At 72.9% G+C, this 13,690-nt stretch carries 11 protein-coding genes; 3 read left to right on the forward strand and 8 right to left on the reverse strand.

What is annotated here, in order from left to right:
* Positions 1-118: 118 nt before the first annotated feature.
* Positions 119-550: a DUF3017 domain-containing protein gene (locus IO36_RS36630; RefSeq protein ID WP_051901258.1), complete on the reverse strand. Its 432-nt coding sequence runs from the start codon at positions 548-550 to the stop codon at positions 119-121.
* Positions 551-701: 151 nt separating this feature from the next.
* Positions 702-1,556 (reverse strand): bifunctional methylenetetrahydrofolate dehydrogenase/methenyltetrahydrofolate cyclohydrolase, encoded by an 855-nt coding sequence (locus IO36_RS36635; protein ID WP_037626775.1) that lies wholly within the window; start codon positions 1,554-1,556, stop codon positions 702-704.
* A gap of 336 nt (positions 1,557-1,892) precedes the next feature.
* Between IO36_RS36635 and IO36_RS36640 the strand changes: the two genes are divergently transcribed.
* Entirely contained in the window at positions 1,893-2,528 is a 636-nt protein-coding gene (locus IO36_RS36640; protein ID WP_037626777.1) for a hypothetical protein, read from the forward strand.
* A gap of 91 nt (positions 2,529-2,619) precedes the next feature.
* Here IO36_RS36640 and purH read toward each other — a convergent pair whose 3' ends face one another.
* Together purH and purN are read right to left on the reverse strand one after the other, a co-directional pair.
* The gene (purH, locus tag IO36_RS36645; RefSeq protein ID WP_037626779.1) at positions 2,620-4,209 is read right to left on the reverse strand and encodes a bifunctional phosphoribosylaminoimidazolecarboxamide formyltransferase/IMP cyclohydrolase; all 1,590 of its coding nucleotides are present in this window, start codon (positions 4,207-4,209) and stop codon (positions 2,620-2,622) included.
* Positions 4,206-4,826 carry a phosphoribosylglycinamide formyltransferase gene (purN, locus tag IO36_RS36650; RefSeq protein ID WP_037626781.1) on the reverse strand — a complete coding sequence of 207 codons (621 nt, stop codon included), beginning with the start codon at positions 4,824-4,826 and terminating at the stop codon, positions 4,206-4,208. The genes purH and purN overlap by 4 nt, the downstream gene beginning before the upstream one ends.
* A 469-nt stretch (positions 4,827-5,295) precedes the next feature.
* On the opposite strand from purN, the gene IO36_RS36655 reads away from it, so the two are divergent.
* Positions 5,296-6,129: a hypothetical protein gene (locus IO36_RS36655; protein ID WP_037626783.1), complete on the forward strand. Its 834-nt coding sequence runs from the start codon at positions 5,296-5,298 to the stop codon at positions 6,127-6,129.
* A 324-nt stretch (positions 6,130-6,453) separates the two neighbouring features.
* On the opposite strand, the gene IO36_RS36660 is transcribed toward IO36_RS36655, so the two are convergent.
* Positions 6,454-8,355 carry a cell division protein PerM gene (locus IO36_RS36660; RefSeq protein WP_063764942.1) on the reverse strand — a complete coding sequence of 634 codons (1,902 nt, stop codon included), beginning with the start codon at positions 8,353-8,355 and terminating at the stop codon, positions 6,454-6,456.
* A gap of 108 nt (positions 8,356-8,463) precedes the next feature.
* On the opposite strand from IO36_RS36660, the gene IO36_RS36665 reads away from it, so the two are divergent.
* Positions 8,464-9,699, forward strand: a complete 1,236-nt coding sequence (locus tag IO36_RS36665; RefSeq protein ID WP_037627436.1) for a helix-turn-helix domain-containing protein — start codon at positions 8,464-8,466, stop codon at positions 9,697-9,699.
* Positions 9,700-9,793: 94 nt separating this feature from the next.
* Here the strand turns inward: IO36_RS36665 and sucD are convergent, their stop codons facing one another.
* The 3 genes from sucD to IO36_RS36680 all read right to left on the reverse strand — a co-directional run bounded on the left by sucD (position 9,794) and on the right by IO36_RS36680 (position 13,447).
* Positions 9,794-10,678, reverse strand: coding sequence for a succinate--CoA ligase subunit alpha (sucD, locus tag IO36_RS36670; protein ID WP_037626785.1), 885 nt, complete (start codon positions 10,676-10,678; stop codon positions 9,794-9,796).
* 21 nt (positions 10,679-10,699) lie between these two features.
* Positions 10,700-11,878: an ADP-forming succinate--CoA ligase subunit beta gene (gene sucC, locus IO36_RS36675; protein ID WP_037626788.1), complete on the reverse strand. Its 1,179-nt coding sequence runs from the start codon at positions 11,876-11,878 to the stop codon at positions 10,700-10,702.
* A gap of 405 nt (positions 11,879-12,283) precedes the next feature.
* Complete coding sequence (locus IO36_RS36680; RefSeq protein WP_037626790.1) at positions 12,284-13,447, reverse strand: VWA domain-containing protein; 1,164 nt, start codon at positions 13,445-13,447, stop codon at positions 12,284-12,286.
* Positions 13,448-13,690 lie beyond the last annotated feature (243 nt).

The following is a 13,690-nucleotide window of genomic DNA, read 5'->3' on the forward strand; positions in this document are numbered from 1 at the left end:
CCTCCCCCCAGCCCCCAGCCCCGAGCCCACGAACCCGAGAAACGACAAGACCCGCCCTCCCGAATGAGGAGGACGGGCCCCGACGGCCGAGAACGGCCCGACGCAAGAGCGCCGCGATTCAGCGAACCGTGAAGTGCAGGGTGTCGTCGAGGAACGGGATCTCGAGCCAAGGACCGGGCTGGGCCATCAGCGCGAGCACCACGATGGCGCCCCCCAGGACGCTGTAGGTGACCATGTCCGTGAAGCGGGAGCGGACCGCGAGCATGCCGACGCTGGGCAGCATCCACCGCATCACGGCACCCGCGAGCAGCGCCGCACCGATCAGGATCGTGCCGACGCGGAACAGGTCGAGCGCGGTGAGCAGCAGCCCGAGCGCGACGGCGGACAGCACGGTGAGGATGGGCCACTGCCGCGCCGGCGCGGGGGCGTCCCCGGGCGCTGCCCGGCCACCGCCCTCGGGCCGCGCGGTGTCGCGGGTGAACAACGGGAAGCGCCGCGTGGTGCGCCGGGGCTTGCCCTCGGCGTCGGGCGCGCTGATCGCGTCCCGCACGGTCTCCTCCTCCGGAAGCCCCTCGACCCCGGACTCCGCCCCGGACCCCGTCTCCCTCCCGGAGACGGGGACGCCCGCACCCTCCGCCTCCCGCACGGCCGACTCGGCGCCGCCGCGGGCCGTGCCGGCCTCGGACTCGTGGGTGTTGCCGTCAGCCGACACTGCGCTCCGCCGCTTCCACCACGTTGACGAGCAGCTGGGCGCGGGTCATGGGGCCGACCCCGCCCGGGTTCGGGGAGATCCAGGCGGCCACCTCGGCCACGTCCGGGTGGACGTCACCGACGATCTTGCCCTCGGCGCTGCGCGAGACACCGACGTCCAGGACGGCGGCGCCCGGCTTCACGTCCTCGGCGCGGACGAGGTGCGCGGACCCGGCGGCGGCGATGATGATGTCGGCGCGCTTGAGGTGCGCGGAGAGGTCCCGGGTGCCGGTGTGGCACTGGGTGACCGTCGCGTTCTCGCTGCGCCGCGTCAGCAGCAGCGGCATCGGCCGCCCGATGGTCACGCCGCGGCCGACGACCACGACCTCGGCGCCCTTGATCTCCACGCCGTAGCGGCGCAGGAGCGTGAGGACACCGTTCGGGGTGCAGGGCAGCGGGGCGGGCTCGTTGAGGACGAGACGCCCGAGGTTCATCGGGTGCAGGCCGTCCGCGTCCTTGTCCGGGTCCATCAGTTCCAGGATGCGGTTCTCGTCGATGCCCTTGGGGAGCGGCAGCTGGACGATGTAGCCGGTGCAGGCGGGGTCCTCGTTCAGCTCACGGACCACCGCCTCGATCTCCTCCTGGGTGGCGGTCGCGGGCAGCTCGCGCTGGATGGAGGCGATGCCGACCTGGGCGCAGTCGCGGTGCTTGCCGGCGACGTACTTCTGGCTTCCGGGGTCGTCCCCGACGAGGACCGTCCCGAGGCCGGGCGTGACGCCCTTCTCCTTCAGGGCCGCCACGCGGACGGTCAGGTCGGACTTGATCGCGGCTGCGGTGGCCTTGCCATCGAGAATCTGGGCGGTCATGCCCCCCATCCTCCCGGATGACGCGGCCCAGGTTCCAATCCGGGTCCGAACCGAGTCCGAACCAGCCCCGCACGAGCCCCGCACCAGCCCCCGGAGCAGCCTTTCAGCCACCCGACGACGGCCGCCGCATGCCCGATTCGCCCGTATCAGGCCATGATCAGTCATGTTGCACTTGGACAACACATACGGAATGGCGCTGGACAAGTAAGAGACTGCTAAAGAACGATGAGCACACACAGTGTCGCGGGCAGTACCGGGGGGACGGACCGCTCTGTAGAAATTCCTCCGAACCGTGCCGCGCGTAGTCCCCGCACCAGGCAACGGAGGAAACCCGCCATGAGTTTCGGCGACCCGAACAACCCCTACGGCCCCCCGCCGCAGCAGCCTCCCGCCGCACCGCCGGCCGCTCCCGGCTACGGGTACCCCCAGGCCCCGCCGAACGTTCCCCCGCAGGGCTACGGCTACCCGCAGCAGCCCGCGTACCCCGGTTACCCGGGCGGCAACATGATGCCGCAGACGATGCCGGGCCTGATGACGACCGCGCGCGTGCTGCTGTACATCGTGGCGGGCGTCCAGATCCTGATCGGCATCTTCGCCATCTTCGGCGCCGCGACGATCAACGACGCGTCGAACGCCGGCGAGGACACCTTCGGCAACAACGGCCTGTCCGACATCGGCCACGCCTCCGCGGGCATCATCTTCGTGATCGCGCTGATCTTCCTCGGCCTCGCGGCTCTGTCGATCACGCTGGGCGTCAAGTTCACCAGAGGCGGCCAGGGCATCCGGATCACCACCATGGTGTACGGCATCCTGGGCTCCCTGATGGGCTTCCTGGGCCTGATCAACGCGGCGGACGTCGGGTCCTCCGCGTCGCTGGTGTTCGCGCTGCTGTGGGTCGGCTTCGGCGGTGTGATGGCGGCGGCGATGATCGCGCCGTCCGGAGCCGCGTGGTTCAACCGTCCCCGTTACTGACCGTCCGGTCGCGTACCGGCCGTTCCGTCACGCGCCGAGGGCCGTGTCCCCCCGTCGAAGGGGGACACGGCCCTCGCGTCGTTCAGCCCGATCAGTGGAAGAAGTGGCGCGTACCGGTGAAGTACATCGTGATGCCGGCCTTCTTCGCGGCCTCCACGACCAGCTCGTCGCGGACCGAACCGCCCGGCTGGACCACGGCCTTGACGCCGGCGTCGGCCAGGATCTCCAGGCCGTCGGGGAACGGGAAGAACGCGTCCGAAGCGGCGTAGGAACCGCGGGCACGCTCCGCACCGGCCCGCTCGACCGCGAGCTTCGCGGAGTCGACGCGGTTGACCTGGCCCATGCCGACGCCGACCGAGGCGCCGTCCTTGGCGAGCAGGATGGCATTGGACTTCACCGCGCGGCAGGCGCGCCAGGCGAAGGCCAGCTCGTCCAGCTCGCCCTCGCTCAGGGCGTCACCGGTCGCCAGCGTCCAGCTCGCCGGGTTGTCGCCGGCGGCCTGGAGGCGGTCGGTGACCTGGAGCAGCGCGCCGCCGTCGACGGGCTTGATCTCGACCGGGGCGGCCGGGGCCTGATGGGCCCGCAGCACGCGGATGTTCTTCTTCTTGGTGAGGGCCTCGAGGGCGCCGTCCTCGTACTCGGGCGCGACGATGACCTCGGTGAAGATCTCCGCGACCTGCTCGGCCATCTCCTTGGTGACCGGGCGGTTGACCGCGATCACACCGCCGAACGCGGACAGCGGGTCGCAGGCGTGCGCCTTGCGGTGCGCCTCGGCGACGTTCGACGCGACGGCGATCCCGCACGGGTTGGCGTGCTTGATGATCGCGACGCAGGGGTCCTCGTGGTCGTACGCGGCACGGCGCGCGGCGTCCGTGTCCGTGTAGTTGTTGTACGACATCTCCTTGCCGTGCAGCTGCTCGGCCTCGGCGAGGCCGCCCGTGCCGGAGGTGTAGAGGGCGGCGGGCTGGTGCGGGTTCTCGCCGTAGCGCAGGGTGTGCGCGCGCTCCCAGGTGGCGCCGAGGAAGTCGGGGAACTGGGAGTCGTCGACGGGCGCGTACGAGGAGGCGAACCAGGAGGCGACGGCGACGTCGTAGGCGGCCGTGTGCTGGAAGGCCTCGGCGGCGAGCCGCTTGCGGGTGCGCAGGTCGAAGCCGCCGCTCCGCACGGCGCCGAGGACGTCGTCGTAACGGCCGGGGCTGGTGACGACGGCGACCGAGGGGTGGTTCTTGGCGGCCGCGCGGACCATCGAGGGACCGCCGATGTCGATCTGCTCGACGCACTCGTCCGGGGTGGCGCCGGACGCGACCGTCTCCCGGAACGGGTAGAGGTTGACGACGACCAGGTCGAAGGGCTCGACGCCGAGCTCGGCCAGCTGCTGCCGGTGGCTCTCGAGACGCAGGTCGGCGAGGATGCCGGCGTGGACCTTGGGGTGCAGGGTCTTGACGCGGCCGTCCAGGCACTCGGGGAAGCCGGTCAGCTCCTCCACCTTGGTGACGGGCACCCCGGCCGCGGCGATCTTCGCGGCGGTGGACCCGGTGGAGACGAGCTCGACGCCGGCGGCGTGCAGCCCGCGGGCCAGCTCCTCGAGGCCGGTCTTGTCGTACACGCTGACCAGCGCGCGGCGGATGACCCGCTTGGTGCCCTCGGTGCTGTCGGCCGTGACTGTGCTGTCGGCGGTCACTGGATAACTACCTTTCGTCCCTCAATGCGATAGCCGTTGCGGGCGAGCCGCCCCACGACATCGACGAGCAGCCTTCGCTCGACTTCCTTGATGCGCTCGTGCAGAGCGCTCTCGTCGTCCTCGTCCCGGACCTCCACCACGCCCTGCGCGATGATCGGTCCGGTGTCGACGCCGTCGTCGACGAAGTGGACGGTGCAGCCGGTGACCCGGGCTCCGTACGCGAGCGCGTCACGGACGCCGTGGGCGCCGGGAAAACTGGGCAGCAGCGCGGGGTGGGTGTTGACGAACCGCCCGCCGAACCGGGCGAGGAATTCCTTCCCCACGATCTTCATGAACCCGGCGGACACGACGAGGTCGGGCTCGTACGCGGCGGTCGCCTCGGCGAGCGCCCGGTCCCAGTCGTCACGGCCGGCGTGGTCCTTGACCTTGCAGACGAAGGTCGGGAGCCCGGCCCGCTCGGCCCGCGCGAGCCCCTCGATGCCGTCCCGGTCGGCGCCGACGGCCACGATCTCGGCACCGTAGGCCGCCGGGCCCGCCTCCGCGACGGCGTCGAGCAGGGCCTGCAGATTCGTACCTGATCCGGAGACCAGCACGACGAGGCGCTTGGTCTTGGCCACGAGGGGGCCCTTTCTCGGGGGAGCGTTTGTACGGTCGTACGAATGCTTCGCGCCCCGGGATACGGGGAAGTCTACGAACCGGCCGACCGTCAGCAACGATACCGGCACACCGGGCGGCCCCCACGGGACGGGGGCGAGGCCGGAAGGTAGCGTCTGGGGAGGATCCACCCGGGAACACCTCCGGCACGGGGAACGCCCTGTGCGCGCGGGACGTTGACCTGGGACGAGAACGAACGTCCGGGGCGTGGCCCCGGCACCACCTGCGGCACGGGCCCCGGAGACCTCCGGAGCGGGTGCCGGGGGGTACGAAACTCGGGGCGCGAGTCCGGAGTGCGAAAGCTCGGGGCGTCGGTCCGGGGCGGACCGGCCGAGGCGTCAGCCCGGAAGGACCGGCCCGGGGCGCGCGTCGCGGGCGAAACCGTGTGGACACGCCGCCTGCCAGAACCACCAAGGGGAAGACGCTCACCTGATGCCGGACCGCAGTCTCCGACTCCCTCCGCTCCTGCTGCGCGAGCGGCGCCCTTCGTCCACCCCGCCGAGGCCGGGCGACGGTTCCACCGGCGAGCCCGGCTCCGCGGACGGGAACGGCGGCTCGGCGGGCACCGGCGGCTCGGACGGGCACGGACCCGACACGCCCGGCACCCCTCCCGGCCAGGACGACAACCCGTTCGCACCGCCGCCGGAGGGGACGCCCGACCGGCCCTGGCAGCCACGTCGGCCCGGACAGGGCTCCGGCGAGGGCGGCGCGGACGGCGGCCAGGACGGCCCCTCCCCCTGGGGCAGCCAGTGGAGCGACCGGCAGCCCGGCCCGTCCAGCGGCGGCGGCTTCGGCGACCGGCCGCGCGCCCCGCAGGGGCAGGGCGGTCCCGAGGGCCCGGGCGGCACGCCCGGCGGCGGCATGCGCTGGGACCCCACGGACCCGGCCCAGCGCCGCGCCCGTTACGCCCTGCTCTCCGGTATGTGGGCGTTCTTCTTCGTCCTCTTCGGCTGGCCGTACGTGGCCCTGCTGCTCGGCGCGCTCGCCCTGTACTGGGGCGGCAGCGCGCTGCGTTCCCGGTCGCGGACGCCGGACCCGGACGCCCCGGCGCCCGATGCGAACAGCCGCCCGCAGCTGACCGCCGCGGTGAGCGGCATCGTCACCGCGTCGCTGGCCATCGTGCTGGTCGCGGGGGTCTTCACCGCCCACCTCGTCTACAGCGACTACTACTCCTGCACGAACGACGCCCTGACGAACGCCGCGAAGAAGTCCTGCAACGACCTGCTCCCGAAGGACCTCCGCGGCCTCCTGGGCACCCACGACTGACCCCGCCCTGCACGCCGGGCCGGACGGAACCACGTCCGGCCCGCCCGCGGTCGTGCCCGGACCCGCCAGGCCGACCCGCCGGTCCTGAACGGGCCCCTGGGACACGGACGCAGGGGCCGCCACAGCAGGGCCAGGGACTCCCCGAGAGACCCACCGGCTCACCGCGCCCCCGCTCGGACCGCTGAGCCGGGACCCGGCGAACCTCTCCCGGCCCGGCGGGGCGGAATCCGGGCCCCGGGAACCCCGCCCGGCCCGACAGGACGGGAGCCGGAGCCGGAGCTCAGGGGACCCCGCCCGGCCCGGCAGCACGGAAGTCAGCGCAGCTCAGTGGGGCGACCTGCCCTCCGGGGCGGCCGGTCCGTCCTCGCTCCGCGGACCCCGCCCGTCGGCGTTCCCGGACGTCTCCCCGCCCTCCCGGCCCTCACGGTCCTTCCCGCCCTCCGGGCCGTCGTGCCGCTCCTCGTCCGACGGACCCTGCGGGTCCCCGGACCCGGGAGGGGTGCTCTCCCCGCCCGCCTTGCGCAACGTCTCCCGGCGGGTCTCGCTCGACAGGTCCCCGTACCAGGCGCCCGCAGGAGCCTCCCCGGGCAGCAGGTCGTACGGCTCGAAGGGGTCGTAGGAATCGTCGGGGTCGTAGGCCTCGTACGGGTCGAAGCTCTCGACGACCGACTCCAGCACCGTGGGGCCGGTCCGGCCGGCGCCGGACGGGGAGCCCTGGAGCGGCAGCGGCGTCGGCACCGACGGCACGGCGGCACCCCTGCGCCACGGCATCCGCAGGCGGGTCCACGGCCGCGGAGCCGACCAGGTCCCGCGCGCCTTCGGGCGCGCCCACGCGCCCCTGACCAGCGCACGCCCCCGATTCCTCCACTCGGCCGCACCCGCCGCGACGGGAATGCCGACGACCGCCGTCCACACCGCCGCCACCGGCCCGACCTGCCACCACACCGGCCCGAAGTGGCTCAGGGCGTGGACCCCGAGCGGCCCGCCGGCCAGTCCGGCGAGCACGCCGAGCGCGATCCCGCACCATCCGGCGGCGATCGACACGACGGTCACCGTCCGCCCGAGCGGCCAGGGCTCCCCGCGGCCCGCGCTCCCCTGTTCGGCCCCCGCCTTCACCGCGCACCACGCCACGGTCACCCCGGCGGCCAGCGGCACCAGCCCGCTCAGCCAGGCCGGCGGCGCCCCGGACCCCGCCTGCGGCAGGGCCGCGAGCAGCGGGAACGCGGGGAGCGGACCGGCGGGCGCGTGCGTCCCCGGGACGGCGGCGGTCAGCGGCCCTGCGACATGACCCGCGCTCAGGACGACTCCGGGACCGAGTCCGTAGGCGGCCCCCCATACGGCCGCGTTCGGCACCAGGACCAGGCACAGCAGCAGGACGGCGAAGCGGCCCGACCACACCCCGGCGACCTGGACGAGGGAGGCGCGCGCCGTGTCCCCGTGCCACACGAGGGACGCCGCCACGAGCAGGGCTCCGCCGCCGACGAGGACCGCGACCCCGGCCGTGGCGGCCCGCGCGGCGGCGCCGAGCACCCGGTCGTCGGCGCCGACGAGACGGCGCGCGGCCGGGAGCGGACGCCCCGAGGCCGGAGCCGGAGCCGTCCCGGCGCTCCGGTGTCCGCCGGGGAGCGGCAGCGGCTTCCCGGGCCGCCTCCCCCGCACCGGCCTCGGGCCCCACGGGCGCCCGTGCGCCGTCCAGACCCCCGCTCCCGCGGCCGTCACCGCGAGCAGGGGGAGGCAGAGCGCCGCCCACACCCAGGAGGGGCGCAGCGTGCCGCCGGAGGCGTACGCCGCGGCGGCCCCGCCGACGGCCAGATAGCCGGCCACGACACCGGCCCAGGCCGTGCGCGGTGACGACTCCGACGTGACGTCGGCCGCCTCCCGGGCGGCCCGGTGGAGCAGCCACACCGGAAGGGCGAGCAGGAGCAGCGGCGTCACCCCCACCGGCATCGGCAGCCCTGACAGGGTGTCGGTGCGGATCAGCTCCACCCCGTGGGCGAGCAGCCAGAGCGCGGCGGCGGCGTGCAGCGCCCCGCCGGGCCCGCTGTCCGGATACGGCGAGCTGATCCACAGCACCATGGCGAGAACGGCGAACGAGGCGAGTCCGAGCCCCGCGGCGAAGACGCCGCCCAGGAGGCTCGTGGCCAGTCCGGGTGATCGGTCGCGCATCCGGGTGAGCAGGTGCGACAACGAGAGCCTGCGGTCGGTGATTTGGGTCACGACCCTCATGCTCCCAACGACACGCGCTTTCTCGTCGTAACAGGCGAACCCTGGATGTGTCGCTCAATATGCAGTTATGTACTTTTTCGTACGAAGGGGCAGTCTGTGGAACCCGATCTGACACAGAGCCCCGCCTCCCCGCTGCCGGCGCCCAAGGAGCGCCGGCGTCTGCGCGAGAGCCGGTCGCTCACCCAGACGGACGTGGCCACCCGGCTCGGCGTCAGCCGGGCGACGGTGCGCTCGTGGGAGACCGGCCGTTCGGCCCCGCGCGGCCGTATGCGGGAGGCGTACACGAGACTCCTCCTGACCGATCCGGCCTCCGCCCGGGCGGAGATGAACACCCGTCAGGAGGACGTCGCCCCCGAGCTGGTGGGGGCGGGGACGGGAGCGGCACCGGCCCGCGAGATCGCCCGGACGGCCGTACGAGGAGAGCGGCCGGTCGCGGAAGGGAAACGTTCCGCCAGTACCGGGGAGCGGCCCGGGCGGAACCGGCCCGGGAGACGGCCCGCCGAGGAGCGGCTCGACGCGGCCGGGGACTCCGGGCTCGCGGAGTCCTCGCTGACGCCCGCTCAGGCCTTCGACGCCCTCTACGCGTTCTGCGCCCCCGCCCTCGTACGCCAGGCCTATCTGCTGACCGGGCGGCGCGAACTGGCCCGCGAGTCGGTGGAACGGGCGTTCCAGCAGGCCTGGTACCGCTGGCCCGAGGTGGCCGTGGACCCCGACCCGGCCGGATGGGTGCGCGCGACGGTCTACGAGTACGCGCTCTCCCCCTGGCACCGGCTGCGCCCCCGCTACCGGCACCCGGAGGCACCGCCCACGGCCCCCGCCGACCGCGCCCTGCTCGACGCGCTCCTCGAGCTGCCGCCGGTGTACCGCCGCACCCTCGTGCTGTTCGACGGCGTGGGGCTCGGGCTGCCGGAGACTGCGGCCGAGACGGAGGCGAGCACGCCCGCGGCGGCCAACCGTGTGCTGCACGCGCGCGAGGCCGTCGCCACCCGGCTGCCGGAGCTGACGTCGCCGGGGGACCTGCACCGGCGGCTCACGGAGCTGGCGAGCGCGGAGCGGCTGCGCGCGGCGAAGCCCCGTACCGTCCGCTGGTACGGGGAGCGCCGGGCCCAGCAGTGGACCCGGGCCGCGATCGCCTTCACGGCCCTGCTGATCGGGGTGACGGCCCTGACGCTCGGTACCGCCCCGGACCACTACGAGGCCCCGCTCGCGCCGCCGGAGACGATCCACGGCCTGCCGCCCCGGGCCGCTCCCGGCCCGCTCTCGTCGGCGGAGCTCAAGCTGCGCGCCCGGCTGCGGTCGCGGGAGATGCACGGTCCGGAGCGGCTGATCCCGGAGAACCGCTGACCCCCGCGGCCGGGAGTGGCGGTGACGCGAGAACGCCGGTGGGCCCGCACCCTCGAAAGGGTGCGGGCCCACCGGCGTTCGGTCGTGCGAGGACTCAGCCGGCAAGGATCTCGCGCGCCAGCTTGGCCGTCTCGGTCGGCGTCTTGCCGACCTTGACGCCCGCGGCCTCGAGGGCCTCCTTCTTCGCGGCGGCCGTGCCGGAGGAGCCGGAGACGATGGCGCCGGCGTGGCCCATGGTCTTGCCCTCGGGCGCGGTGAAGCCGGCGACGTAACCGACGACCGGCTTCGTCACGTTGGCCTTGATGAAGTCGGCCGCGCGCTCCTCGGCGTCGCCGCCGATCTCGCCGATCATGACGATCAGGTCGGTGTCGGGGTCGGCCTCGAACGCGGCGAGCGCGTCGATGTGCGTCGTACCGATGACCGGGTCGCCACCGATGCCGACGGCGGACGAGAAGCCGATGTCACGGAGCTCGTACATCATCTGGTACGTCAGCGTGCCGGACTTCGAGACCAGGCCGATGCGGCCCGGCTTCGTGATGTCGCCCGGGATGATGCCGGCGTTGGACTGGCCCGGGGTGATGAGACCGGGGCAGTTCGGGCCGATGATGCGGGTCTTGTTGCCCTTCGACTTCGCGTACGCCCAGAAGGCGGCGGAGTCGTGGACGGCGATGCCCTCGGTGATGACGACCGCGAGGGGGATCTCCGCGTCGATCGCCTCGACCACGGCGGCCTTGGCGAAGGCCGGCGGCACGAAGAGGACGGACACGTTGGCGCCGGTCTTCTCCATGGCCTCGGCGACCGTGCCGAAGACGGGGATCTCGTTGCCGTCGATGTCGACGGAGGTGCCCGCCTTGCGCGGGTTCACGCCACCGACGATGTTCGTCCCGTCCGCGAGCATGAGCTTGGTGTGCTTCATACCCGTGGCACCGGTCATGCCCTGGACGATGACCTTGCTGTCCTTGTTGAGGAAGATAGCCATGGCTGTTTAGTCCCTCGTCCCTTACTTCGCAGCCGCGAGCTCGGCGGCCTTGTCGGCCGCGCCGTCCATGGTGTCCACGCGCTGGACCAGCGGGTGGTTGGCGTCCGACAGGATCTGACGACCCAGCTCGGCGTTGTTGCCGTCCAGACGCACGACCAGCGGCTTGGTGACTTCCTCGCCCTTGTCGGCGAGCAGCTGCAGCGCCTGGACGATGCCGTTGGCGACCTCGTCACAGGCGGTGATGCCACCGAAGACGTTGACGAACACGGACTTGACGTCCGGGTCGCCGAGGATGATCTCCAGGCCGTTCGCCATGACCGCGGCGGAGGCGCCGCCGCCGATGTCGAGGAAGTTGGCGGGCTTGACGCCACCGTGGTTCTCACCGGCGTACGCGACGACGTCCAGGGTGCTCATGACGAGACCCGCGCCGTTGCCGATGATGCCGACCTCGCCGTCGAGCTTGACGTAGTTGAGGTTCTTGGCCTTGGCGGCGGCCTCGAGGGGGTTGGCGGCCGCGTGGTCGACCAGCGCCTCGTGGTCGGGCTGACGGAACTCGGCGTTCTCGTCCAGCGACACCTTGCCGTCGAGGGCGATGACCTTGCCGGAGGCGACCTTGGCGAGCGGGTTCACCTCGACGAGGAGGGCGTCCTCCTTGATGAAGGTGTCCCACAGCGTCACCAGGATCTCGGCCACCTGGTCGGCGACCTCGGCCGGGAACTTCGCCTGGGCGACGATCTCACGGGCCTTCTCGATCGACACGCCTTCGTTGGCGTCGACCGGCACCTTCGCGAGGGCGTCGGGGTTCTCCTCCGCGACGACCTCGATCTCCACGCCGCCCTGGACGGACGCCATGGCGAGGAAGGTGCGGTTCGTGCGGTCGAGGAGGTACGAGACGTAGTACTCCTCGACGATCTCGGGCGCGGTCTCGGCGATCATCACCTTGTGGACCGTGTGGCCCTTGATGTCCATGCCGAGGATGTCCGTCGCGCGGGCGACGGCCTCGTCCGGGGTGGCGGCGAGCTTGACGCCGCCGGCCTTGCCACGGCCACCGACCTTCACCTGGGCCTTGACGACGGACTTGCCGCCAAGACGCTCGGTCGCCTCGCGGGCTGCCTCAGGCGTGTCGATGACTTCACCGGCCAGCACCGGTACACCGTGCTTGGCGAAGAGGTCCCTCGCCTGGTACTCGAACAGGTCCACGCGCGTCCGTCCCTATCAGTGATCTCGCGGTTCGTTGGATGCGTGGGCGTGCCGCGAAGGGCAACGTGACGTCCGCTGTCACAAGGGAGGCGCACACGGTGTCCGAGAGCGCGGCATGTCCGTCTCGCAGGTTATCGCCGTGGGGCACGGGACCCTAAATCGCAGCTCACACGACAGCGGTGATACCTGTCACAGAACGGGCCCCGGACCGGCCCTCACCAGGCCGGGGAGCGCCCCGTGAGGCCCCCTGAGCAGCCGCTGAGGGCTCCGCACGGCCCGACGGACCCCCCGGGGCGGTCCGGCCGGCCGGGGCGCGGGAGCCCGTCCTGGCGGATCCGGGGACTTTCGTCCGTCCGAGTTCGCGAACCGTCCCGAACCGGCCCTCTCCGGTCAGGACGGAAACGCTCACGCCGTGTCCGGCACCGGCAGCGGCCGCTTCTCGATCGCCGCGGCCATCACCTCGGGGAAGAGATCGGGTGTGCAGGCGAAGGCGGGCGCGCCGAGTGCCGCGAGCGCCGCCGCGTGCTCGCGGTCGTACGCGGGCGCTCCCTCGTCGGACAGCGCGAGCAGCGCCACGAACTGCACCCCGGACGCCTTCATCGCCGCGACCCGCTTCAGCATCTCGTCCCGGATCCCGCCCTCGTAGAGGTCGCTGATGAGGACGACGACCGTGTCGGCCGGTCTGGTGATCTGCGACTGGCAGTAGGCGAGCGCCCGGTTGATGTCCGTGCCGCCGCCGAGCTGGGTGCCGAAGAGGACGTCGACCGGGTCGTCGAGCTGATCCGTGAGGTCGACGACGGCCGTGTCGAAGACGACGAGCCGGGTGGCGATGGACCGCATCGACGCCAGCACCGCGCCGAACACGGAGGCATAGACGACGGACGCCGCCATCGACCCCGACTGGTCGATGCAGAGGACGACCTCCTTCTTCACGGACTGCGAGGCCCGTCCGTAGCCGATGAGCCGCTCGGGCACGACCGTGCGGTACTCGGGCAGGTAGTGCTTCAGGTTGGCCGCGATCGTGCGGTTCCAGTCGATGTCGTGGTGGCGGGGCCTGCTGATGCGGGCGCTGCGGTCGAGGGCGCCGGTGAGCGTGGCCCGGGTGCGGGTGGCGAGCTTCTTCTCCAGGTCCTCCACGACCTTGCGCACGACGGCCCGCGCGGTCTCCTTCGTCGTCTCCGGCATGGCCTTGTTGAGGGAGAGGAGGGTGCCCACCAGATGCACGTCGGCCTCCACGGCCTCCAGCATCTCGGGCTCCAGGAGCAGCGAGGAGAGCCCGAGCCGGTCGATGGCGTCCCGCTGCATCACCTGGACGACGGAGGAGGGGAAGTAGGTCCGGATGTCGCCGAGCCAGCGCGCGACCGACGGCGCGGACGCCCCGAGCCCCGCCGAACGGTCCCGTCCGGACCGCCCGCCGTCCCCCTTTCCGTAGAGCGCGGTCAGGGCACCGTCCATCGCGGCGTCCCGGCCGGAGAGCGCGCGTCCGGTGCCGTCCGCCTCGTCGCCGCCGAGCACCAGCCGCCATCGCCGCAGCCGCTCGTCCCCCACGGTCACCGCCGCCTCGGTCATGGAGCCATCCTCACGAGATCGTCTTCGCTGTCGCTGTGGCTGTCGCTGTCTCTGTGGCTGTCGGCGCCGGTGCTGCCGCTGTCCGCGCGGGTGCTGTCGCTGTCCGCGCGGGTGCCGGGTCCGGTGTGCGCGTCGTTGTCGGTACCGGTCCCGGTGTGCGCGTCCCCGTCGCCGGTACCGGAGTGGGTGCCGGTCACGGTCCCGGTGTGCGGGTCGGTCTCGGTGTCGGTGGTGCCGGGCTCG

Source organism: Streptomyces aureus, assembly GCF_000725495.1.
Lineage (GTDB): Bacteria > Actinomycetota > Actinomycetes > Streptomycetales > Streptomycetaceae > Streptomyces > Streptomyces aureus_B.

Coding starts and splice junctions, on each gene's coding strand:
- IO36_RS36655 (WP_037626783.1), top strand. CDS start 5,296: ATGCCGGACCGCAGTCTCCGACTCCCTCCGCTCCTGCTGCGCGAGCGG.
- sucD (WP_037626785.1), bottom strand. CDS start 10,678: ATGGCTATCTTCCTCAACAAGGACAGCAAGGTCATCGTCCAGGGCATG.
- IO36_RS36660 (WP_063764942.1), bottom strand. CDS start 8,355: ATGAGGGTCGTGACCCAAATCACCGACCGCAGGCTCTCGTTGTCGCAC.
- IO36_RS36680 (WP_037626790.1), bottom strand. CDS start 13,447: ATGACCGAGGCGGCGGTGACCGTGGGGGACGAGCGGCTGCGGCGATGG.
- IO36_RS36635 (WP_037626775.1), bottom strand. CDS start 1,556: ATGACCGCCCAGATTCTCGATGGCAAGGCCACCGCAGCCGCGATCAAG.
- IO36_RS36640 (WP_037626777.1), top strand. CDS start 1,893: ATGAGTTTCGGCGACCCGAACAACCCCTACGGCCCCCCGCCGCAGCAG.